The sequence below is a fragment of the Frigoribacterium sp. 2355 genome (assembly GCF_054060695.1).
The window spans coordinates 126661-149165 of sequence record NZ_JBSSDL010000005.1 but is presented as its reverse complement, the minus strand read 5'-3'; the positions used below and the strand labels follow the sequence as shown (position 1 = coordinate 149165).

Below are 22505 nucleotides of genomic sequence, written 5' to 3'. Positions count from 1 at the left end.
CTAAACTCGACCCATGCCAGAGAAGCCCACCCCGGACGGGATCGACATCAAACCGCGCAGCCGCGTCGTCACCGACGGCGTCGAGGCCACCACGTCGCGAGGCATGCTCCGTGCCGTCGGCATGGGCGACGAAGACTGGAGCAAGCCCCAGATCGGCATCGCCAGCAGCTGGAACGAGATCACCCCCTGCAACCTGTCGCTCGACCGTCTGGCCCAGGGTGCCAAGGAAGGCGTCCACGCCGGGGGAGGCTACCCGCTCCAGTTCGGCACCGTCTCGGTGTCCGACGGCATCTCGATGGGCCACGAGGGCATGCACTTCTCGCTGGTCTCACGCGAGGTGATCGCCGACAGCGTCGAGGTCGTCATGAACGCCGAGCGGCTCGACGGGTCGGTGTTGCTCGCCGGTTGCGACAAGTCGCTGCCCGGCATGCTGATGGCCGCCGCCCGGCTCGACCTCGCCAGCGTCTTCCTCTACGCCGGCAGCGTCGCCCCCGGTTGGGTCAAGCTCAGCGACGGCACCGAGAAGAACGTCACGATCATCGACTCGTTCGAGGCCGTGGGCGCCTACAAGGCCGGCAACATGAGCGACGACGACCTGAAGGCGATCGAGTGCGCCATCGTGCCGGGCGAGGGTGCCTGTGGCGGGATGTACACGGCCAACACCATGGCCAGCGTCGCCGAGGCCCTCGGCATGAGCCTCCCCGGTTCGGCGGCCCCGCCGTCGGCCGACCGCCGCCGCGACTACTTCGCCCACCGTTCGGGCGAGGCCGTCGTCGAGATGCTCCGTCAGGGCATCACGACGCGCGACATCCTCACCAAGAAGGCGTTCGAGAACGCCATCGCCGTGGCCATGGCCTTCGGTGGCTCGACCAACGTCGTGTTGCACCTGCTCGCCATCGCGTACGAGGCCGAGGTCGACCTGACCATCGACGACTTCAACCGCATCGGCGACAAGGTGCCGCACATCGGCGACCTCAAGCCCTTCGGCAAGTACGTCATGAACGACGTCGACCGCATGGGTGGCGTCCCCGTCGTCATGAAGGCGCTGCTCGACGCGGGTCTGCTGCACGGCGACTGCCTCACCGTCACCGGCAAGACCGTCGCCGAGAACCTCGAGTCCATCAAGCCGAAGCCGCTCGACGGCGAGGTGCTGCGGACGCTCGACAACCCGATCCACGTGACCGGCGGCCTCACCGTCCTCAGCGGCTCGATGGCCCCCGAGGGCGCCGTCGTCAAGACGGCGGGCTTCGACGCGTCGGTGTTCGAGGGTCCGGTGAAGGTCTTCGAACGCGAACGTGGCGCCATGGACGCCCTCACCGAGGGGCGCATCGAGTCCGGCGACGTGGTCGTCATCCGCTACGAGGGCCCCAAGGGCGGCCCGGGCATGCGCGAGATGCTCGCCATCACCGCGGCCATCAAGGGCGCAGGGCTCGGCAAAGATGTACTACTGTTGACGGACGGACGATTCTCAGGCGGCACAACCGGCCTGTGCATCGGCCACATAGCACCCGAAGCGGTCGACTCCGGTCCGATCGCCTTCGTGCGCGATGGTGACTTGATTCGGGTCGACATCGCCGCTCGCTCGATCGACCTACTCGTCGACGCCGCAGAGCTGGAAGCCCGCCGAGACGGCTGGGCACCGCTTCCCCCGCGCTACACCCGCGGTGTCCTCGCGAAGTACGCACGCCAGGTCCGCTCTGCGGCCGAGGGCGCCGTCACCTACTGACGCGTCCCACCGCCGGCCGAGCCGTCGCGACGTCGCACCCCGTGCACGGCCGCGTCCCGCACCGTCACCATCGATCACCGACCACGAACAGGGAACCGGCACTGATGCCTGCAGAGTCCACCCCCACGCCCGGCACCGCGACGCGGACGGCCCGGCCGAGCGCCGGCGCGTCCGTCGGGGCGCCGACCGCGCCTCCCGTGCTGACCGGGTCGGGCGCCATCCTCAAGTCGCTCGAGCACCTGGGCGTGACCGACGTCTTCGGGTTGCCCGGCGGAGCCATCATCCCGTTCTACGACGAGTTGATGGCCTCGACGGCGATCCGACACATCCTGGTCCGCCACGAGCAGGGCGCCGGGCACGCCGCCGAGGGCTACGCCGCCGCATCCGGTCGCGTCGGCGTCGCGATCGCGACGTCCGGCCCCGGCGCGACGAACCTCGTCACGGCGATCGCGGACGCCTACATGGACAGCATGCCGCTGCTGGCCATCACCGGGCAGGTCTTCTCGACCCTCATGGGCACCGACGCCTTCCAGGAGGCCGACATCGTCGGCATCACGATGCCGATCACGAAGCACTCGTTCCTGGTGACCAAGCCCGAGGACATCCCGGCGACGCTCGCCGCCGCGTACCAGATCGCGAGCACGGGGCGTCCCGGCCCGGTGCTCGTCGACATCACGAAGGACGCGCAGCAGAACAGCGCACCCTTCATCTGGCCGCCCGTCGTCGACCTGCCGGGCTACCGACCGGTGACGAGGGCGCACGGCAAGCAGATCACCGCCGCGGCCCAGATGATCGCCGACGCCAAGCAACCCGTCTTCTACGTCGGCGGCGGCGTGATCCGCGCCGGGGCGTCGGCCGAGCTCAAGGCCCTCGTCGAGCTCACCGGGGCTCCCGTCGTCACCACCCTGATGGCCCGCGGTGCGTTCCCCGACACCCACCCGCAACACCTCGGGATGCCCGGCATGCACGGCACGGTGCCGGCCGTGCTGGGACTCCAGGAGAGCGACCTCATCATCGCCCTCGGCGCGCGCTTCGACGACCGGGTGACCGGCAAGGCCGAGCTCTTCGCGCCCGGTGCCAAGGTCGTCCACGTCGACATCGACCCCGCCGAGATCTCGAAGATCCGCATCGCCGACGTGCCCATCGTGGGTGACGCCAAGGTCGTCATCCCCGACCTCACGAGCGCGTTCGCCGAGGTCACGGGTGGGGTCAAGCCCGACATCGCGGCCTGGTGGGAGCACCTCGAGGGTCTTCGCGAACAGTTCCCGCTCGGCTACACCCAGCCCGACGACGGCCTGCTGTCACCCCAGGCGATCATCCAGCGCATCGGGCAGCTCTCCGGCCCCGAGGCGATCTACGCCTCCGGCGTCGGCCAGCACCAGATGTGGGCGGCCCAGTTCATCGAGTACGAGCGCCCGCACGCCTGGCTCAACTCCGGAGGCGCGGGCACGATGGGCTATTCGGTCCCGGCCGCCATGGGGGCCAAGGTCGCCCAGCCCGACCGCGTGGTGTGGGCGATCGACGGCGACGGCTGCTTCCAGATGACCAACCAGGAGTTGGCCACCTGCGTCATCAACGACATCCCGATCAAGGTCGCGATCATCAACAACTCGTCGCTCGGCATGGTGCGGCAGTGGCAGACGCTCTTCTACGAGGGGCGCCACTCGTTCACCGACCTCAACACGGGTCACGAGACGCGCATGGTGCCGGACTTCGTCAAGCTCGCCGACGCCTACGGCGCCCTGGGCATCCGGGTCCGCACCGAGGACGAGGTCGACGCGGCCATCGAGCTCGCCCTCGCGACCAACGACCGCCCGGTCGTCATCGACTTCGTCGTCAGCCGCGACGCGATGGTCTGGCCGATGGTGCCGCAGGGGGTCTCGAACTCCGAGATCCAGCACGCCCGCGCCCTCGCTCCCGAGTGGGACGACGAGGCGCCGGGCACGAGCGCCTCCGACACCACCCGCGACGGCGACATGACCGGAGAACACGCATGAGCCACGTCCTGTCCCTGCTCGTCGAAGACAAGCCGGGTCTGCTGACCCGTGTCGCCGGCCTCTTCGCCCGGCGCGGCTTCAACATCGAGAGCCTCGCCGTCGGCAAGAGCGAGGTCGAGGGGCTGAGCCGCATCACGGTCGTCGTCGACGTCGAAGAACTGCCGCTCGAGCAGGTCACCAAGCAGCTGAACAAGCTCATCAACGTGATCAAGATCGTCGAGCTGGACTACGCGCAGTCCGTGCAGCGCGAGCACCTGCTGATCAAGGTGCGCGTCGACAACACGACCCGCTCGCAGGTGCTCGAGGCCGTCACCCTCTTCCGCGCCTCGGTGGTCGACGTGTCGACCGACGCCCTCGTCATCGAGGTCACGGGCGACACCGGCAAGACGACGGCGCTGCTCCGCGTGCTCGAGCCCTACGGCATCAAGGAGATCTCGCAGTCGGGCCTGTTGGCCATCGGCCGCGGCGCGAAGTCGATCACCGACCGCGTCTTCAAGAACTGAACCCGCGAGGGGTCGCGCACCGCGCCTCCTCGCCCCGACACCCCACCGTCACCACCCAAGGAGAACCACACCGTGACTGAAATCGTCTACGACAACGACGCCGACCTGTCGATCATCCAGGGCAAGAAGGTCGCCGTCATCGGCTACGGCTCGCAGGGCCACGCCCACGCGCTGAACCTCCGCGACTCGGGCGTCGAGGTCGTCGTCGGCCTCAAAGAGGGCTCGAAGAGCCGCGCCAAGGCCGAGGAGGCCGGCTTCACGGTGCAGACGCCCGCCGAGGCCTCGGCCTGGGGCGACGTCATCGTGATCCTCGCGCCCGACCAGGTCCAGCGTCACGTGTACGCCGACGACATCGCGCCGAACCTCGCCGACGGCAAGGCCCTCGTCTTCGGCCACGGCTTCAACATCCGCTTCGGCTACATCGAGGCGCCCGAGGGCGTCGACGTGGTCCTCGTCGCCCCCAAGGGCCCCGGCCACACCGTCCGTCGCGAGTTCGAGGCCGGCCGCGGCGTGCCCGTCATCGTCGCCGTCGAGAAGGACGCATCCGGCGCCGCGTGGGATCTCACCTGGTCGTACTCCAAGGGCATCGGCGGCCTGCGTGCCGGCGGCATCAAGACCACCTTCACCGAAGAGACCGAGACCGACCTCTTCGGCGAGCAGGCCGTGCTCTGCGGCGGGACCTCGCAGCTGATCCAGTACGGCTTCGAGACCCTGACCGAGGCCGGCTACCAGCCGCAGATCGCCTACTTCGAGGTGCTGCACGAGCTCAAGCTGATCGTCGACCTGATCTGGGAGGGCGGCCTGGCCAAGCAGCGCTGGAGCGTCTCCGACACGGCCGAGTACGGCGACTACGTCTCGGGCCCCCGCGTCATCACCCCCGACGTCAAGGACAACATGAAGGCCGTGCTCGCCGACATCCAGTCGGGCGCCTTCGCGAAGCGCTTCATCGAGGACCAGGACGCCGGCGCGCCCGAGTTCAAGGAGCTCCGCAAGAAGGGCGAGGAGCACCCGATCGAGGCCACCGGCCAAGAGCTGCGTGCCCTGTTCGCCTGGAAGCAGCAGGACTCCGACTACGTCGACGGCAGCGCTGCGCGCTGACCTCGACGCAGCACCGGAACCACCCGAGAGGGCCCCGCACCACCCGGTGCGGGGCCCTCTCGCCGTCCGCCGACGCGGTGACGTCGTGGCATGATCTATGGCATGGCTCACAGCAAGAAGGCCGTGCACTTCGGCGCCGGCAACATCGGTCGGGGCTTCGTCGCCCAGTTCCTCCACGCGAGTGGTTACGAGGTCGTCTTCGCCGACGTGAACGACGACCTGATCGGGGCGCTGCAGTCGCAGTCGTCGTTCGAGGTGCACGAGGTCGGTGAAGACAGCCGTACGACCGTCGTCGACGGTTATCGCGCCATCAACAGCCGCACCGACGAGGCGGCCCTCGTCGCCGAGATCGCGACCGCCGACGTCGTGACCACCGCGGTCGGTGCCCGCATCCTGCCGTTCGTCGCACCGGTCATCGCTAAGGGGCTGGCCCAGCGGTCCGCTGATCGGGCGCCGCTCTCCGTCATCGCGTGCGAGAACGCCATCAACGCCACCGACTCGCTGGCGGCCGCGGTGCGCGAGCACGATCCGGCCACGAACGCCGTCTTCGCGAACTGTGCCATCGACCGGATCGTGCCCGAGCAGGCCGGGGGCACGCTCGACGTCACCATCGAGTCGTTCTTCGAATGGGTCGTCGAGAGCACGCCGTTCGGCGAGCACCGCCCCGACATCGAGGGCGTCACCTGGGTCGCCGACCTCGAGCCCTTCATCGAGCGCAAGCTCTTCACGGTCAACACCGCCCACGCCGCGGCCGCTTACCACGGGTTCCGCAAGGGGCTCACGAGCATCCGTGAGGCCCTGGACGACGCCGAGGTCATGGCCGAGGTCCGCGGCGTCCTCGCCGAGACGAAGGGCCTGCTCGTGGCCAAGCACGAGCTCGACGCCGACGAGCAGCAGTCCTACATCGAGAAGAACCTCGTCCGCATCGCCAACCCGCACCTCCCCGACACGACCGAACGCGTCGGCCGCAACCCCCTCCGCAAGCTCAGCCGCCACGAGCGGTTCGTCGGGCCGGCGGCCCAGGCCGCCGAGCGTGGACTGCCCTACGACGCACTCGTCCGCGCCGTGCGTGCCGCCCTCGACTTCTCCGTGCCCGACGACGTCGAGAGCGTCGAGCTGCAGTCGCTGCTGAGCTCGGGCCTCGCCGCCGACGAGCTGACGCGCACGCTGACCGGCGTCCAGGACGACCACCCGCTGTTCCCCGCGTTGCTCGCGGCGGTCTCGTCCAAGCTCACCGCATGACGCCAGCCGACCCGCGGGTGCCGACCGGCGGCGACGCCGACGACGCCCTGACCTGGGGTGACGAGGCCGACAGCAGCCACGTCGAGGGTCCTGCGCCGACGGGTGGTCCGCGTCGTACCCGGCGGTCGGACCGTGCAGGCGATGAGCCCGTCGACGAGTCCGACGACCCGGACGCAGAAGACGAGGACGACGTCGACGACGGCCCCGCGGTGATGAGTTCGTCGTCGCTCGTGGTCCACGGCGTCCTCGGCGGCGTGTTCCTCCTCTGGGCCGCGGGCTGGATCGTCGCCGTGGGCGACTTCACCAACCCGTTCGCCGATGCGATCTCGTCGCTCATGTGGAACCTCGGCGAACTGTTCGCCGTGGTGGCCCCGATCGCGTGGTTCGTGGCGGTCATCGTCCTCGTGCCCGTCGATCGCACGGGCCGTCGCCTCGCATGGATGGCCCTCGGTGCGCTCCTCGTGGCCCCCTGGCCCCTTGTGACGGGAGGCTCCGCATGAGCGACCGCGACCACGAGCACGACTACGACTACGACGCCGTCTCGGTGACGGCCGGCGACGCGAGCGAACCGGGCCGCGCCTCCTTCTTCTTCTACCTCGCCGTCGCGATCGTCTTCGCCGTCTTCTTCGCCTTCGACCTGTTCGAGGCCGTCTCGAACCTCGTGCTCGTGCCGCAGGTCTTCACGCAGAACAACGAGTTCTACCGTGAGAACGGCCTCGACGGTCTGGTGGTCTCACCCCCGTGGGTGCCGCTGATCGTGGGTGTCGTCGTGCCGCCTCTGGCCTTCGTCGCGGCGATCGTGGTGGGGCGCCGTCGTGAACTGTGGAAGTTCACGCTGGCGCTGTTCGCGGCCCTGGGTGTCGTGGCGGCCGTGTCGCTGACCCTGACGGCCTACGTCACGACCGTCTGAGCGAGCCCAGGAGGCGCGGGCCGCGTCCGTGACGCCGCCCGCCGGGGACGTCGTCATGCGGACGTAACGATCCGCGCGAGTCGATAGAGTCGTCATCAGCCGCGCCCACGGCGCGTCGCGGCCCCTCACCGAACATCACCCAGAGAAGGACGTCCGCCCCGTGGCCAAGCCCGTCGTGTTGATCGCAGAAGAACTGTCACCCGCAACCGTCGACGCCCTCGGGCCCGACTTCGACGTGCGATCGGTGGACGGCACCGACCGCCCCGCACTGCTGGCCGCCCTGGCCGATGCCGACGCGATCCTCGTGCGGTCGGCGACGCAGGTCGACGCCGAGGCCATCGCCGCCGCCCCGTCGCTCAAGGTCGTCGCGCGCGCCGGCGTCGGGCTCGACAACGTCGACATCAAGGCGGCCACCACGGCCGGTGTCATGGTCGTCAACGCACCGACGTCGAACATCATCTCCGCCGCCGAGCTGACGGTCGGTCACATCCTCAGCCTCGCGCGTCACATCCCGGCAGCGCACTCCGCCCTGGCCCAGGGGCAGTGGAAGCGGTCGAAGTACACGGGCGTCGAACTCTACGAGAAGACGGTCGGCATCGTCGGTCTCGGCCGCATCGGCGCCCTCATCACCGCGCGCCTGCAGGCCTTCGGCGTGAACGTCGTCGCCTACGACCCCTACGTCACGCCGGCCCGCGCCCAGCAGCTCGGGGTCACGCTGTTGTCGCTCGACGAGCTGCTCGCCACGAGCGACTTCGTGACGATCCACATGCCCAAGACCCCCGAGACGACCGGCATGATCGGCCTCGAGCAGATGAAGGCGATGAAGAAGTCGGCCTTCGTCGTCAACGTGGCCCGCGGAGGCCTCATCGACGAGGACGGCCTGTACGAGGCCCTGACCACCGGCGAGATCGCCGGTGCCGGACTCGACGTGTTCGTGAAGGAGCCCCCGGTCGACCAGAAGCTGTTGGGTCTCGAGAACGTCGTGGTCACCCCGCACCTGGGAGCCTCGACGGACGAGGCGCAGGAGAAGGCCGGCGTCTCGGTGGCCCGCTCGGTGCGGCTCGCACTCGGCGGCGAGCTCGTCCCCGACGCGGTCAACGTGGCCGGCGGCGTCATCGACCCCTACGTGCGACCCGGCATCCCCCTGGTCGAGAAGATCGGTCAGGTGTTCTCGGGCCTCGCCGACAGCCCGTTGACGAGCGTCGACGTCGAGGTGCGCGGCGACCTGGTCGAGTACGACGTCAGCGTGTTGAAGCTGGCGGCTCTGAAGGGCATCTTCACGAACATCGTCAGCGAGTCGGTGAGCTACGTGAACGCCCCGTTGCTGGCCGAGCAGCGCGGCATCACCGTGCGTCTGCTCACCGACCCGACCAGCGACGAGTACCGCAACGTCATCACGCTGCGTGGCTCGCTCAGCGACGGCTCGCAGATCTCGGTCTCGGGCACCCTGACCGGCACGAAGCAGGTCGAGAAGATCGTCGAGATCAACGGCTACGACGTCGAGGTCCCCCTCGCGGCCCACCACCTCGTGATGGTCTACACCGATCGCCCCGGCATCGTGGCGGTCTACGGTCGCGAGTTCGGTGACGCCGGCATCAACATCGCGGGCATGCAGATCGCCCGGCAGAGCGCCGGTGGTCAGGCCCTGAGCGTCCTGACCATCGACAGCCCCGCGCCCGACGAACTCGTCGAGAAGGTGCGCGTGGCCATCGACGCGAAGACGCTGCGCGAGATCGACGTCACGCTGTAGCCACGGCGGCCGACGACGAACCGCCCCTCATCCGGTCACGCCGGAGGGGGGCGGTTCGTCGTCGGGGGAGTGCCCCTCGCGTGGGGCTAGAGGCCGATCGACTCGTGCGCCTCGAGCTTCACGGCGTCGCCACCGATCGACTGCGCGGACGCCTTCATGCGGTCGAAGTGCATGGCGAGCCCGGGGCCGGAGAGGGTCTGCTCGTGGGTGGGGAAGGCCAGTCGGGGCGCGACCGCCGCGACGTAGTCGATCACCTCGGCCACCTTGAGCCAGGGCGCCCCGACGGGCGTCGCGAGGACGTCGACCGGCACCGGCGGGACCGTGAACTGGTCACCCGGGTAGAACAGCGATCCGTCGACGAGCACGCCGACGTTGTCGACGACCGGGATGCTCTCGTGGATGACCGCGTGGCGCGAGCCGTGGAACGCCAGCGTGAAGGGGCCGACCTCGACCGTGTCTCCGTCGCCGACCACGTGCACGTCGAAGCCCTCGGCGGCCGTGGCCACACCCGCGGGGCCGTAGACCGTCGCGCCGGGGTTCGTGGCGAGCAGGTGGGTCAGCTGGTCGGGCGTCCAGTGGTCGGCGTGCTCGTGGGTGACCACGACGGCGTCGACGTCGTGCAGGTCGATGAGGGGAGCCGTGAACGACCCGGGGTCGACGACGAGCTTGCGCCCGTCCTTCTCGAGGATCAGGCAGGCGTGTTCGAGCTTCGTGAGGCGCATGACAACGACTGTACGCGCGTCAGCTGGCTCGATCTCGACGCGCCGGTGCCTCGATTTGTGACGGGCTCGCGCGGTGTGGCATACTCGACGAGTTGCAAATACGGCCCCATCGTATAGCGGCCTAGTACGTCGCCCTCTCACGGCGGTAACACGGGTTCGAATCCCGTTGGGGTCACCAGCACCGACAAGAAACCGCCAGGCTCTCGCCTGGCGGTTTTTTCGTTTCCGGTACGTGGTCCGACACGGCACGGCCCGGCATGGTCTGACCCGGCACGGTCCGACCCGACACGGTCCGACACGGCACGGCCCGGCGCAAGACCGGACGACATGACGAGAGACCGCCGGGCGATCGCCCGGCGGTCTCTCGTGCTGCGACGGGGTCAGCCCTTCGTGGCGCCGGCCAGCAGGCCGCGGACGAAGAACCGCTGCAGGGCGAAGAACACGATGAGCGGCACGATGATCGAGATGAACGCCCCGGCCGTGAGCAGCTCCCACGACTGGCCGTACGACCCCGAGAGGTCCTGCAGCGCCTTCGTGATCGGCAAGCCCTGGCCCGAGGTGAAGACCGTGGCCACGAGGAGGTCGTTCCAGACCCACAAGAACTGGAAGATGCCGAACGAGGCGATCGCGGGCATCGACAGCGGCAGCACGATGCGGAAGAACACCTGCCCGTGACCGGCGCCGTCCATGCGGGCGGCCTCGATCACCTCGGCCGGGATCTCCGAGATGAAGTTGTGCAGCATGAAGATGGCCAGCGGCAGGGCGAAGATCGTGTGGGCGATCCAGACCTTCGCGAACGAGCCGTCGAGACCGTTCACCCCGAGCCCCGGCAGGATGTACAGACCGCCGATGCGCAGACCGTCCGAGAACAGGCGCAGCAGTGGCACGAGAGCCATCTGGATCGGGACGATCTGCAGGGCGAACACCAGCACGAACATCGTGTTGCGTCCCTTGAAGTCGATCCAGGCGAACGCGTACGCCGCGAGACTGGCGATCGTGATCGGGATCAGCGCCGCCGGCAACGTGATCACCAGCGAGTTCAGGAACGCCTTCCCGAGCGTGAGGCTGTCGCCCGAGTTGAGGGCGTTCACGTAGTTGTCGAGCGTGAACCCCGGGTTGGCGAAGACGGTCCACCATCCGGTGGTCTTGATGTCGTTCGCGGGCCGGAACGACGAGATGAACAGCCCGGCCGTGGGCAGGGTCCAGATCACGGCGATGATCAACGCGGCGATGGTGGCGCCGCGGCTGGTCGTGCCCTTCTTCAGCTTGCCGCTCGAGGTCTCGATCTTCGCGATTCCTCGCTTGAGCTGTCTCTCGGTGCCCGAGCCGACGGCGACCCCGACGGGGGTGGGTGTGGCAGTCATCGGATCTCCCTCTGCTTCTGGATCTGGCGGGCGTTGTAGATGACGATCGGCAGCACGAGCACGAAGAGGATGACCGCCAGCGCCGAGCTGTAGCCGGTACGGCTGCCGAGCTGGAACTGCCGGACCATCTCGAACGCGAGGATCGTCGTGTCGTTGCGTCCGCCGGTCATGGCCGAGACGATGTCGTAGACCTTCAGCGAGGCGATCGAGATGGTCGTCAGCACGACGATGATGGTCGTTCGGATGCCGGGGACGGTGATGTGCCGGAACGCCTGGAACCCGTTGGTGCCGTCGAGCGACGCCGCCTCGAGTTGCTCGGCGGGGACGCCCTTGATCGCTGCCGACAACACGGTCATGGCGAATCCGGCCTGGGTCCAGATCAGCACGATCACGAGCAGCAGCGTGTTCCACGGTTCGAGCCCCAGCCAGTCGACGGGCTGGCCGCCGAAGGCGACGAGGATGCCGTTGAGCAGGCCGATCTGTTCTCCCTGGCGGATGTCGTAGAAGAACTTGAAGATGATCGAGGCGCCGACGAACGAGATGGCCATCGGCATGAACACGAGCAGCTTGAGGAACTTCTCGCCCCGGCTCTTGTCGATGAAGACGGCGTAGGCGAGGCCGATCGCGGTCGCCGTGATCGGTGCGAGCAGCACCCAGACGAGGGTGTTGCCGAAGGCGGTCAGGCCGTCGGGGCTCGTGAACACCCAGACGAAGTTGTCGAGCCCGGCGAAGCCCGATCCGTCGTTCTTCATGAAGGCCTGGCCGGCGGTCGTGATGGTCGGGTAGATCAGGCCGATGACGAGGAAGAACACGGCCGGGGTCATGAAGGCGATCAGCTGCAGCGAGAAGCCGGCACCGCGTTTCGAGCGGTAGTCGAGCAGGAACAGTCCGCCTCCCAGGACGGCCGCGACGGCGGCGACCCAGATGACCGAGTTGTAGAGGCCGAACGCCAGCAGCACGACGACCGGGACGACCACGCAGACGGCCAGTCGGATGATCGTGTACTGCGTGCCTCGGCGGGGGGCGAACTCGACGAAGACGAGCACCACGGCCACGAGGGCGGTGAAGGCGATGAGGATCAAGGGGATCTGCGCCAGGGGCGGGATTCCCGCCAGCCACTGGAAGAAACTGGACATCTCTGTCCTTTCACGTTCGGGTCCGAGCAGGACGCGGCCCGTCGCCGCCGCCGCTCGGAGCGGCGAGCGGGGCGGCGAGCGGGCGCGGGGTCAGGGGCCACCGACGTGCGGTGGCCCCTGTGGCGCGGGTGTTACGAGGTGTAGCCGGCCTGGATCTCGTCGAGCACCGTGTCGGTGTCGGTGCCGTCGATCCAGTCGACCATGCCCTTCCAGAAGCTGTCGGAGCCGACCGACTTGGGCATCAGGTCGGAACCGTCGAAGCGGAAGGTGGTGTCGGTGCCCTGCAGGATCTCGACGGCGCCCTTCAGCAGGTCGCTGCCGGCGTTCTCGGGGTCGAGTCCCTTGTTGGCCGAGATGACTCCGCCGAGCGAGACGCGGCTGTTCGCCCAGTCGGCGCTGGCGAGGTAGGCCTGCACCTTGGCGGTGTCGTCGTCGTTCGAGAACGCCGCGACGAACTCGCCACCGCCGGTGACGGCTGCGGGGTCGCCTTCCTTCATGGGCGGGGTGAGGAAGGCCCAGACGTCGCCGTCCTCGGCGACCGTCGCCGGCTGTCCGCTCGCGTTGTTCGCCGCCGTCAGGAAGCCCTCGAAGAACGAGGCCTGGTGGGTCAGGGCGCAGCTGCCGTTCGCCACGTTGGTCGCGACGTCTCCGAAGGCCGTCGAGTTGATCGACTTCACGTCGCCGTAGCCGGCGTTGACGAGGGTCGGGTCGAGCAGGATGTCGCCGACCGAGTCGAACGCGGCCTTGATCTCGGGGTCGGTGAACTCGGTGTCTCCCGCGACCCACGAGTCGTAGGCGTCGGGTCCGGCCTCGCGCAGGACGAGGTCCTCGACCCAGTCGGTGCCGGGCCAGCCGCTGGCCTCGCCCGAGTTGAAGCCGGCGCACCACGACGGGCCGCCGGTCTTCTCCTGGATGGTCTTGGACAGGGCGACGAGTTCGTCGTAGGTCTTGGGGACCTCGACGCCCCACTCCTCGAACTTGGCGGGGGAGTACCAGACGTAGCCCTTGACGCTCGCCATCAACGGGGCCCCGTACTGCTTGCCGTCGACCTGACCGTACTTCTGCCAGTCCTCGGACCAGCCCTCCTTGACGTTGGCCAGGGCGTCGGCGGGCAGCTCTTGCACCTTGCCCGAGGCGACCGTGTCGGCCAGCAGGCCGGGCTGGGGGAAGATCGCGAGATCGGGGGTGTCGCCACCCTGCACCTTGATGCCGATCTGCTTCTCGAACTCCTTGTCGCCCGTGTACTTGATCTCGATGTCGTTGGCCTTCTCCCAGTCGGCCCACGACTGCTCGAGCAGGGTCGCCTCGTCGCCGTTGATCGTGCCGTAGACGTTGACCACGCCGTCGGCGGTTCCGACGTCACCGGCACCCGCGCCTCCGGCGTTCGGGTCGTTGGGGTCGGCCGTGCCGGAGCATCCGGCCAACAGGAAGCTCGACGCCGCCAGGATGGCCAGGGGGCCCGTGAAGCGGCGGTGCAGGGATGCTCGCATTGGTGTCTCCTCATTGAGTCGCAAGAACGGACGGCCCGTGCTGTCGGGGTGATCGTCCGCCGCACGTCGTCGTCGACGCGCGTCGACGATGAGTGTCACATACTCGCAGGAGGCGCGCAACCGCGTCTGCTACCGAGTCCGCTCCGACGGGGCGGCGGCCGACGTGCCCCGCACGACGAGACGGGGGGCGACGAGGACGTGGGGGGCGTCGTGGCGTCGACCCTCGATGCGGTCGACGAGGTCGTCGACCGCGGCGGCGGCGATGTCGGCTCCGGGAGGGTTGACGGTCGTGAGCGGCGGCGAGGTCATCTCGGCGGCGAGGTCGCCGATGCTCAGCGCGACGACCGTGAGGTCGTCCGGGATGGACCGGCCTGCCGCCGCCGCGGCCTGCACGAAGCCGGCGAGGGCCATCTCGTTGAACGCCAGCACGGCCGTGGGGCGGGCCGTCGAGGCGGCGAACGCGTCGAAGGCCCGGCGGCCGCCCGGGACGGAGTCGGTGGCGGCGTGCGTCTCGAGCGACAGGCCCCGCTCGTCGGCCGGGCCGCGCAACGCCCTCGTCGTGCGGTCGAGCGGACCCGACCCGCGCTCGGGGGCCCGGCTGCTCTGACCGAGGAAGAACACGCGTCGGTGGCCGAGGTCGGCGAGGTGGTCGACGGCCTGTCGGGCCAGCGAGTCGTAGTCGGCGTCGACGAACCAGAGTCCCTCGACGTCGTCGGGGCGACCGATGTTCGTGAACGGCAGGCGCGACCGCGACAGCACGGCGACACGGTCGTCGCGCGGGGTGAGCTCCATGAGGATCACGCCGTCGACGAGGCCTTCGCTGACGAGGCTGCCGAGTCCTTCGACGTCGTCGATGGGGTTCGACCACAGCAGCAGGTGGTAGCCGCGCTCTCTCGCCCGGTCGGTGGCCGCCGCCACGTACTCGAACTCGGACGACGTGACGCCGCGGCGTCCATAGGGGTAGTGCAGGGCGAGGATGCCGCCCCGTGCTCCGGCGAGACCCCGGGCGAACGCGTTGGGGGTGTAGTTCAGCTCGGCCATCGCCGCCTCGACCCGGCGGCGGGTGGCGACGGAGATGGTCCGTCGCCCGCTGATGGCGTACGACACGGTGCTCGACGAGACGCCTGCCAGACGCGCCACGTCGTCACGGGTTGCCGGCATACTCGTCCACCTCGTCGTCGATCGTGTGCACAGCATACGAGCGACGGCCCCGTGGTCCACGCGGCCGGCCGGTCCGTCAGAGGCGGGCTAGGTGGGCCACACCGGTCGGAACTGCACGCTGATTCGCGGGCCGACGGCCTTCTTGGTCTTGGCGATGGCGTGCTCGTGGGTCCGCTGGCAGCTGCCGCCCATCACCAGGAGGTCGCCGTGGCCGAGCGGGAACCGCCGGGTCGTGCCGGTCGATCGGGACCGCACCGCGAGCGTGCGCGGTGCCCCGAGCGAGAGGATGCCCACCATCGTGTCGCGGTCGATCGTGCGCCCCACGTGGTCGCCGTGCCAGGCGATGCTGTCGTCGCCCGTCCGGTAGAAACACAGCCCCGCCCGGTCGAAGCGCTGCTCGACGGGGGCGCCACGCTCGAGCGCGTAGTACGCGTTGAGGTCGTCTCGAGCCTGGGCGAGCACGGGGTCCGGGAGTGCGTCGCCCACGTCGTAGGACGACACGAGCCGGGGCACCTCGACGACGCGGTCGTACATCTGGCGGCGGTCGGCTCGCCACGGCACGTCGGTCACGAGACGTTCGAAGAGGGCGTCGGAGTTCGACGCCCAGCCCGGGACGACGTCAAGCCAGGCGCCCTCGCCGAGGTCGAGGTGGTCGACGCGCGCGCCGAGCGGCGCGAGGTCGGGGCCGTCGGACAGGCCGTCGAGCAGCGAGGCGGTGAAGGGGAGGCTCATGCCGACACCCTACGCCCGATTCGAACACGTGTTCGAACGGGTGGCCGAGGCGTCACCCTCCGGACGAGCCCGCCGGGACCGCGACGCGCTCGGGGGAGACCAGCACCCGCGCGACCCCCTCGACGTCCACGTCCACCAGCCGCCCCGCCCAGGCGTAGACCTGCAGCTCCGCGGCGTGCTCCCAGAGGGCGCGCCCGCTCGAGAGGTCGAACGCGACGAGGGTCGACCGCCCACCCGAGGTGCCGTAGGCCAGGGCGTAGCCGACCGTCCGGCCCGCCGCCGCGAGGACGGCTCCGTCGGGCAGCGACAGGCGGGCGCCGGCCGAGCCGCTGGAGCCGTCGAGCGCACGGACCACCACGGGCCCCGGGCCTGCGGCGGTCGCCGTCGCGAAGACGCGGTCGTCGGTCTGGCCGGGCAGGCCGTCGACGGCGGACGAGCTCGACGCCGGGTCGGTCCACCGCACGTCTCCCGTCGCGAGGTCGAGGCAGGTCACCGTCTGCGCGCGCACGTCGGTGACGGCGAGACAGGAGCGCGTCACCGAGTAGCCGCCCCGGACGTCCCGGTCCGAGCTCCAGAGGCGCTCGCCGTCGGCGGTCAACGCGACGAAGCCGGCGTCCCCTCGTCCCGTGGCCGCGCCTCCTCGGGGGGCGTAGACGACGTCGTCGTGGACGACGTAGCCGATGAGGCGGTCGAGCCGTGCCGCCCAGGGGCGCTCGGTACCGGTGGCGAGGTCGACCTGGACCGAGCCGTCGGCCCGCGCGACGACCAACCGGTCGCTCAGCGCGAGGGCGACGCCCATGGTCGAGGCGGGTCCGCTCCACGTCACGTGGTCGAGGTCGCGGGCGTCGCGCAGGTCGTAGCGGTAGACGCCGCCGACGCCCTGCTGCCGACCGGTCACCACGACGGCCCCCACGGTCTGGAACTGGTCCCCGTCACCCGCCGAACCGGTCTCGACCACCTCGACGGGTCGCCCGGTCTCGACGGACAACGTCATCAGCACCTGCTCGCCGTCGACCGAGGCCCGGACGAGCACGAGGCCCGCCTCGTGCACCGCCGTCACGGACGAGACGAGGGCCGGACCCATCAGGCCGAGCCCGGCGAGGTCGTCGGCGACGTCGTGCACCCAGCGGAAGGTGCCGCGGTCGACGTCGAGTGCTCCGATGCGCGTGCCGACCCCCTGGGTCGGGGTGGCGCAGTCGCCGTCGTTGGCGAATCCGTAGGTCCAGGCCCCGGCCGCGCTCACGAGTGCGAGCCCCTGCGCGACGGGCGTCGCCCGGTAGCGGAGGCACTCGGCGGGGGCCCCGGGGGCGAGAGCGGCACGGAGGTCGACGCGCCACCCGGTGGTGCCGGGTTCCTGCCGGAGGTCGTCGACGGCGATGCCCTGCCACGGCGGGTCCGACCCGTACTCGGGCTGCGTCGGCGCGACCAGCACCGTGGTCGCCAGCGTCGCCAGGACCACGGCGGCGTAGGCCGCGGCGAGACGACGCCCCGCCCTCACGACGTCGCCCCGACGCGGGCGGTGTCCACGAGTCGTCGGGCGACCCCCTGGTCGTCGATGCGCACGAGATGACCGCCCCAGAACACCACGGTGCCCGAGGACGAGGTCGCCCACAGCGGCCGACCGTCGTCCAGGTCGAGGGCCGCGACCTCCCGCCCCGACGAGCGACCGTCCTCCGTCTGTAGGTAGAGCACCGACCGGCCCGCCGCCGCGAGGTCGTCGAGCAGCCCCACGGACGAGCTGAAGCGGGTGTGCCCGTCGGCGCCGTCGAGGGCGAGCAGGCGCGACCCGCCCGACCGCTGCACGACGACGAAGACGTCGGTCGCGCGCTGACCCGGCACGGCCTCGACCGCGAACGGGGCGCCGAGGTCGGTCCTCCAGCGGACCGAGCCGTCGCGGGGATCGAGGCATTCCGCGGCCGTGTCGCCGTCGGTGACGACGACCACGCAGGACGGCGTGACGGCCAGGCGGCGCCCGGAGGTGGGTCGGCTCCAGACGGCCTCCCCGTCCTCGTCGAGCGCCTCGACGGTGCCGTCGGCCCTGGTCCTCTCGATGCCGAAGGCGACGACGCGGCGCCCGTCCCCGGTCGTCACGGGCGAGCCGACGGGCGGCACGGCGATCTCGTCCGGTGTGGCCGCGAAGGGACGTTCCCGGCCCGTGGCGGCGTCGACGAACACGGTCTCACCGCCCCGTGACACGAGGGCGCCGTCGTTCAGCAGCGCCGGAGAACTGCCCGAGTCGACCCCGCCCTCCCACACCGGGTCGGCCAGACGCGAGGCCTCGACGAGTTGGTACCGATCGCCCGACCCGGCGATGCCCGAGAAGGTGCGCAACTGCAGGGGTCCCCGCGAGTCGACGCTCACGCTCGGCAGGTCGCGCCGGCCGCGGGTCGACTCGACGAGCGAGCCGTCGCGCAGGTCGAGGGCGGCCAGCACGGTCGCCCCCGTCGTCTGCGTCTGGACGAGCACGCGACCGGCCGAGGGGACGACCTGCGTCGCGGGGATGCTCAGGGCGTCGGTGTCGGGGACGTCTCGGGCCAGGTCGTGCACCCAGCGGACCGTGCCCGTGGCCGTCTCGACCAGCCCGACGAGGCTCGTGCTCGCCTCGGACGCGTACGAGCGGCAGGCCGGCGCCCCCAGGGCGTCCCCGAAGTCCAGGTCGACCGAGGTGCCGACCGCCACGAGTCCGTCGACCGCGGGGGACGTCCAGAAGTTCAGGCACCGCCGCGGGGCGTCGGGCGCGAGCGTCGCCGCCAGGTCGAGCGTCCAACCGGTCGCGTCCGGCGACCGTCGGAGGTCGTCGACCGCGAGCCCCGTCCACGGGCGGCCGTCCCCGTAGTGCGGAGCCACCGAGACCGCCCCGGCGGCCACGAGCGTGGACGCCACCACCAGGGCGCCGAGCACGGCGGCGACGCGACGACCCGGGGAGGCGCGGTGCCAGCGACCGACGACCCGTGCCTCCCCGGGGTGGTCGCGTGGGCGCTCGGGGTGGCTCATGGTCGGCCTCCTCGTCGAGCGCAGCCGTCGTCCGCCCGACGGGTGTCGTCATGCTATTCGGAGCCCTCGTCCCACGCGCTCGCCGCAGCCCCCGGGTGCGCCGGGAATGGCCGTCCTCGGGGCGGGGTTCACCCCACGACCGTCGAGAAACGTGCCGGAGGCACTGGCGTAGACTCCACGGATCATCTTTCCGTCGATACAGGAGAAGGGGCGTGCCCGTGGGTAGGACGCTGGCCGAGAAAGTGTGGGACGACCACGTCGTCGTCAAGGGCGAAGACGGCGCCCCCGACCTTCTCTACATCGACCTCCACCTCGTGCACGAGGTCACCAGCCCCCAGGCGTTCGACGGACTGCGCCAGGCCGATCGGCCGCTGCGTCGCACCGACCTGACGATCGCCACCGAAGACCACAACACGCCCACCCTGGCGATCGACAAGCCGATCGCCGACCTCACCAGTCGCACGCAGATCGAGACGCTCCGTCGCAACACGGCCGAGTTCGGCGTCCGCCTGCACCCGTTGGGCGACGCCGAGCAGGGCATCGTGCACGTCGTCGGCCCGCAGCTCGGACTGACCATGCCGGGCATCACCGTCGTCTGCGGCGACTCGCACACCTCGACCCACGGGGCCTTCGGCGCCATGGCCTTCGGCATCGGCACCAGCGAGGTCGAGCACGTCATGGCGACGCAGACCCTGCCGCTGAAGCCGTTCAAGACGATGGCGGTCACCGTCGAGGGCGCGCTGCGCCCCGGCGTCACCGCGAAGGACATCATCCTCGCCGTCATCGCGCAGATCGGCACCGGCGGCGGGCAGGGCTACGTGCTCGAGTACCGCGGCAGCGCGATCCGCGCCCTCTCGATGGAGGGGCGCATGACGATCTGCAACATGTCGATCGAGGCGGGTGCCCGGGCCGGCATGGTCGCTCCCGACCAGACCACGTACGACTACCTGCAGGGTCGTCCGCACGCCCCCACGGGTGCCGACTGGGACGAGGCGATCGCCTACTGGGACACCCTGCCGACCGACGACGACGCGGTGTTCGACGCCGAGATCTTCCTCGACGCCGACACGCTCGAGCCCTTCGTCACGTGGGGCACCAACCCGGGCCAGGGCGTGTCGCTCAGCGACTCCGTGCCCGACCCCGAGACCGTCGTCGACCCCAACGAGAAGGCCGCGGCGACGCGGGCGCTCGAGTACATGGCCCTCGAGGCCGGAACGCCGATGAAGGCCATCCCGGTCGACGCGGTGTTCATGGGGTCGTGCACCAACAGTCGCATCGAAGACCTCCGTGCGTTCGCGTCCATCATCCGCGGGCGCACCAAGGCCGAGGGCGTGCGCGTCATGGTCGTGCCGGGGTCGGCCCGCGTCCGCCTCGAGGCCGAGGCCGAGGGGCTCGACGAGGTCTTCACCGCCTTCGGTGCCGAGTGGCGCTTCGCCGGGTGCTCGATGTGCCTGGGCATGAACCCCGACCAGCTCGCACCGGGCGAGCGATGCGCGTCGACCTCGAACCGCAACTTCGAGGGTCGCCAGGGCAAGGGCGGTCGGACGCACCTCGTGTCGCCCCTCGTCGCCGCGGCCACCGCGGTGCGTGGGACCCTGTCCTCGCCGTGGGACCTCCAGGCCGACGACGACGCGGCGGCCTCCACCGCCGTCCGCGCGTCCGACGAACCCGTCCTCGCCGACGGCACCGACCGGGCAGGGGTCCGCTGATGCAGAAGTTCACCACCGTCACCGGCGTCGCCGCGCCGCTGAAGCGCTCGAACGTCGACACCGACCAGATCATCCCGGCTCAGTTCCTCAAGCGGGTCACCAAGACCGGCTTCGAGGACGCCCTCTTCTTCGGGTGGCGCAACGACCCCGACTTCGTGTTGAACCGACCCGAGTTCCAGGGCGCGCGCGTCCTCGTCGCGGGTCCCGACTTCGGCACCGGCTCGAGCCGTGAGCACGCCGTCTGGGCGCTGCGCGACTTCGGCTTCGACGTGATCATCAGTTCGCGGTTCGGCGACATCTTCCGAGGCAACTCCGGCAAACAGGGGCTCCTCGCGGCGGCCGTCGCCGAGGACGACGTCGAGCGCATCTGGGCCGAGATCGACCGGCAGCCGGGCGTCGAGATCACGGTCGACCTCGTGGCGCAGACCGCCACGGTCGGCAGCCTCACCGTCGGATTCGAAGTCGATGCCTACACTAAGTGGCGACTCCTCGAAGGCCTCGACGACATCGGCCTGACCCTCCGCGACGAAGCGGCCATCACAGAATTCGAATCCCGCCGCGCCGCCTGGCGCCCGAAGACATTGCCGGTGAAGTAAGTGAACTCTCTCGTCCAAGACGCAGCAGCAGCAGGTGCCCGTGTGGGGCTCACCTCCGATGAGATCGTCATCCGGGGCGGCAAACCGCTGATCGGTCGCATCGAGGTGCGCGGTGCCAAGAACCTCGCCACGAAGGCCATGGTCGCCGCCCTCCTGGGAGACACCCCCAGCATCCTCAAGGACGTCCCCGACATCAGCGACGTCAACGTCGTCCGCGGCCTCCTCTCGGTCCACGGGGTGCGCATCACCGACCCGGCCCGCGGCGAGATGATCCTCGACCCGTCCAACGTCGAGTCCGCCCACTTCGCCGAGATCGACGCCCACGCCGGGTCGAGCCGCATCCCGATCCTCTTCTGCGGGCCGCTGTTGCACCGCCTGGGCGAGGCGTTCATCCCCGACCTCGGCGGCTGCCGCATCGGCGACCGGCCCATCGACTTCCACCTCGACGCCCTCCGCGCCTTCGGCGCCGTCGTCGACAAGTCGTACAACGGCATCCACCTCACCGCGCCCGACGGGCTCACCGGTGCCAACATCGAGCTGCCCTACCCGAGCGTCGGGGCCACCGAGCAGGTGCTGCTGACCGCGGTCCTCGCCAAGGGCGTCACCGAGCTGCGCAACGCCGCCATCGAGCCCGAGATCATGGACCTCATCGCGATCCTGCAGAAGATGGGCGCCGTCGTCTCGGTCGAGCCGAACCGCGTGATCTTCATCGAGGGCGTCGAGAAGCTCCGCGGCTACACGCACCGGGCGATCAACGACCGCAACGAGGCCGCGAGCTGGGCCTCGGCCGCACTCGCGACCAAGGGCGACATCTTCGTCGAGGGCGCCGACCAGAAAGACCTGATGACGTTCCTCAACGTCTTCCGCAAGGTCGGCGGCGACTTCGACGTCCACGAGGACGGCATCCGCTTCTTCCACCCCGGTGGCGAGCTCAAGCCCGTCGTCGTCGAGACCGACGTCCACCCCGGGTTCATGACCGACTGGCAGCAGCCGCTCATCGTCGCCCTGACGCAGGCGCAGGGCACCTCGGTCGTGCACGAGACGGTCTACGAGAACCGCTTCCAGTTCACCGAGGCCCTCAACGACATGGGCGCCGACATCACGGTGCACAAGGACGGACTGCCCGACCACGACCGTCGCGTCGCGCGTCGCGAATTCGAGCAGGCCGCGGTCATCAACGGACCGACGGCCCTGCACGGTGCCGACATCCGCGTGCCCGACCTGCGGGGCGGCTTCAGCCACCTCATCGCGGCCCTGACCGCCGAGGGCGAGTCCAAGATCAGCAACGTCGGCATCATCAGCCGCGGCTACGAGCACTTCATCGCGAAGCTGCGCAAGCTGGGCGCCGACTTCGACTTCAAGGGCTGATCGGCCG

Annotated in this window: 19 protein-coding genes and 1 tRNA gene; 12 read left to right on the top strand and 8 right to left on the bottom strand. The window is 70.0% G+C overall.

Features of this window, described 5'->3' with window-relative positions:
* Positions 1-13 precede the first annotated feature (13 nt).
* The 8 genes from ilvD (at position 14) to serA (ending at position 9226) form a co-directional block, all read left to right on the top strand.
* A complete protein-coding gene (gene ilvD / locus ACVJ1F_RS08390; RefSeq protein WP_456885599.1) occupies positions 14-1726 on the top strand; it encodes a dihydroxy-acid dehydratase in 1713 nt (570 codons plus the stop codon).
* A 104-nt stretch (positions 1727-1830) separates the two neighbouring features.
* Positions 1831-3723, top strand: coding sequence for an acetolactate synthase large subunit (locus ACVJ1F_RS08385; protein WP_082460282.1), 1893 nt, complete (start codon positions 1831-1833; stop codon positions 3721-3723).
* Positions 3720-4226: an acetolactate synthase small subunit gene (gene ilvN / locus ACVJ1F_RS08380; protein WP_456885598.1), complete on the top strand. Its 507-nt coding sequence runs from the start codon at positions 3720-3722 to the stop codon at positions 4224-4226. Before ACVJ1F_RS08385 ends, ilvN begins: the two co-directional genes overlap by 4 nt.
* A gap of 72 nt (positions 4227-4298) precedes the next feature.
* Positions 4299-5324, top strand: a complete 1026-nt coding sequence (gene ilvC / locus ACVJ1F_RS08375) for a ketol-acid reductoisomerase (RefSeq protein WP_456885597.1) — start codon at positions 4299-4301, stop codon at positions 5322-5324.
* A 102-nt stretch (positions 5325-5426) separates the two neighbouring features.
* Positions 5427-6566, top strand: a complete 1140-nt coding sequence (locus tag ACVJ1F_RS08370; RefSeq protein ID WP_456885596.1) for a mannitol-1-phosphate 5-dehydrogenase — start codon at positions 5427-5429, stop codon at positions 6564-6566.
* The gene (locus tag ACVJ1F_RS08365; protein ID WP_456885595.1) at positions 6563-7066 is read left to right on the top strand and encodes a hypothetical protein; all 504 of its coding nucleotides are present in this window, start codon (positions 6563-6565) and stop codon (positions 7064-7066) included. Before ACVJ1F_RS08370 ends, ACVJ1F_RS08365 begins: the two co-directional genes overlap by 4 nt.
* On the top strand, positions 7063-7476 hold the full coding sequence (locus tag ACVJ1F_RS08360) for a hypothetical protein (RefSeq protein ID WP_456885594.1): 414 nt from the start codon (positions 7063-7065) through the stop codon (positions 7474-7476). Before ACVJ1F_RS08365 ends, ACVJ1F_RS08360 begins: the two co-directional genes overlap by 4 nt.
* 160 nt (positions 7477-7636) lie before the next feature.
* Entirely contained in the window at positions 7637-9226 is a 1590-nt protein-coding gene (serA, locus tag ACVJ1F_RS08355; protein WP_056046242.1) for a phosphoglycerate dehydrogenase, read from the top strand.
* Positions 9227-9312: 86 nt separating this feature from the next.
* On the opposite strand, the gene ACVJ1F_RS08350 is transcribed toward serA, so the two are convergent.
* Positions 9313-9948, bottom strand: coding sequence for an MBL fold metallo-hydrolase (locus ACVJ1F_RS08350; RefSeq protein WP_456885593.1), 636 nt, complete (start codon positions 9946-9948; stop codon positions 9313-9315).
* Between the two features lie 102 nt (positions 9949-10050).
* Between ACVJ1F_RS08350 and ACVJ1F_RS08345 the strand changes: the two genes are divergently transcribed.
* Positions 10051-10126: transfer RNA gene (locus tag ACVJ1F_RS08345), tRNA-Glu, on the top strand.
* A 202-nt stretch (positions 10127-10328) separates the two neighbouring features.
* Here ACVJ1F_RS08345 and ACVJ1F_RS08340 read toward each other — a convergent pair.
* The 7 genes from ACVJ1F_RS08340 to ACVJ1F_RS08310 all read right to left on the bottom strand — a co-directional run bounded on the left by ACVJ1F_RS08340 (position 10329) and on the right by ACVJ1F_RS08310 (position 18825).
* Positions 10329-11312 (bottom strand): carbohydrate ABC transporter permease, encoded by a 984-nt coding sequence (locus ACVJ1F_RS08340; RefSeq protein WP_043593968.1) that lies wholly within the window; start codon positions 11310-11312, stop codon positions 10329-10331.
* Entirely contained in the window at positions 11309-12448 is a 1140-nt protein-coding gene (locus ACVJ1F_RS08335; protein ID WP_456885592.1) for a carbohydrate ABC transporter permease, read from the bottom strand. Before ACVJ1F_RS08335 ends, ACVJ1F_RS08340 begins: the two co-directional genes overlap by 4 nt.
* Before the next feature lie 131 nt (positions 12449-12579).
* Complete coding sequence (locus ACVJ1F_RS08330; protein WP_056046236.1) at positions 12580-13938, bottom strand: ABC transporter substrate-binding protein; 1359 nt, start codon at positions 13936-13938, stop codon at positions 12580-12582.
* Between the two features lie 129 nt (positions 13939-14067).
* The gene (locus ACVJ1F_RS08325; protein ID WP_456885591.1) at positions 14068-15099 is read right to left on the bottom strand and encodes a LacI family DNA-binding transcriptional regulator; all 1032 of its coding nucleotides are present in this window, start codon (positions 15097-15099) and stop codon (positions 14068-14070) included.
* A gap of 87 nt (positions 15100-15186) precedes the next feature.
* The gene (locus ACVJ1F_RS08320; protein WP_456885590.1) at positions 15187-15831 is read right to left on the bottom strand and encodes an alpha-ketoglutarate-dependent dioxygenase AlkB; all 645 of its coding nucleotides are present in this window, start codon (positions 15829-15831) and stop codon (positions 15187-15189) included.
* Positions 15832-15883: 52 nt separating this feature from the next.
* On the bottom strand, positions 15884-17329 hold the full coding sequence (locus ACVJ1F_RS08315) for a hypothetical protein (RefSeq protein WP_456885589.1): 1446 nt from the start codon (positions 17327-17329) through the stop codon (positions 15884-15886).
* On the bottom strand, positions 17326-18825 hold the full coding sequence (locus tag ACVJ1F_RS08310; protein WP_456885588.1) for an outer membrane protein assembly factor BamB family protein: 1500 nt from the start codon (positions 18823-18825) through the stop codon (positions 17326-17328). The genes ACVJ1F_RS08315 and ACVJ1F_RS08310 overlap by 4 nt, the downstream gene beginning before the upstream one ends.
* A gap of 218 nt (positions 18826-19043) precedes the next feature.
* Between ACVJ1F_RS08310 and leuC the strand changes: the two genes are divergently transcribed.
* The 3 genes from leuC to murA are packed head-to-tail and all read left to right on the top strand — an operon-like array spanning position 19044 to position 22498.
* Positions 19044-20534: a 3-isopropylmalate dehydratase large subunit gene (gene leuC, locus ACVJ1F_RS08305; RefSeq protein WP_456885658.1), complete on the top strand. Its 1491-nt coding sequence runs from the start codon at positions 19044-19046 to the stop codon at positions 20532-20534.
* Positions 20534-21130 (top strand): 3-isopropylmalate dehydratase small subunit, encoded by a 597-nt coding sequence (leuD, locus tag ACVJ1F_RS08300; RefSeq protein WP_456885587.1) that lies wholly within the window; start codon positions 20534-20536, stop codon positions 21128-21130. Before leuC ends, leuD begins: the two co-directional genes overlap by 1 nt.
* A complete protein-coding gene (gene murA, locus ACVJ1F_RS08295) occupies positions 21131-22498 on the top strand; it encodes a UDP-N-acetylglucosamine 1-carboxyvinyltransferase (protein WP_043593953.1) in 1368 nt (455 codons plus the stop codon).
* The last annotated feature ends 7 nt before the right edge of the window (positions 22499-22505 follow it).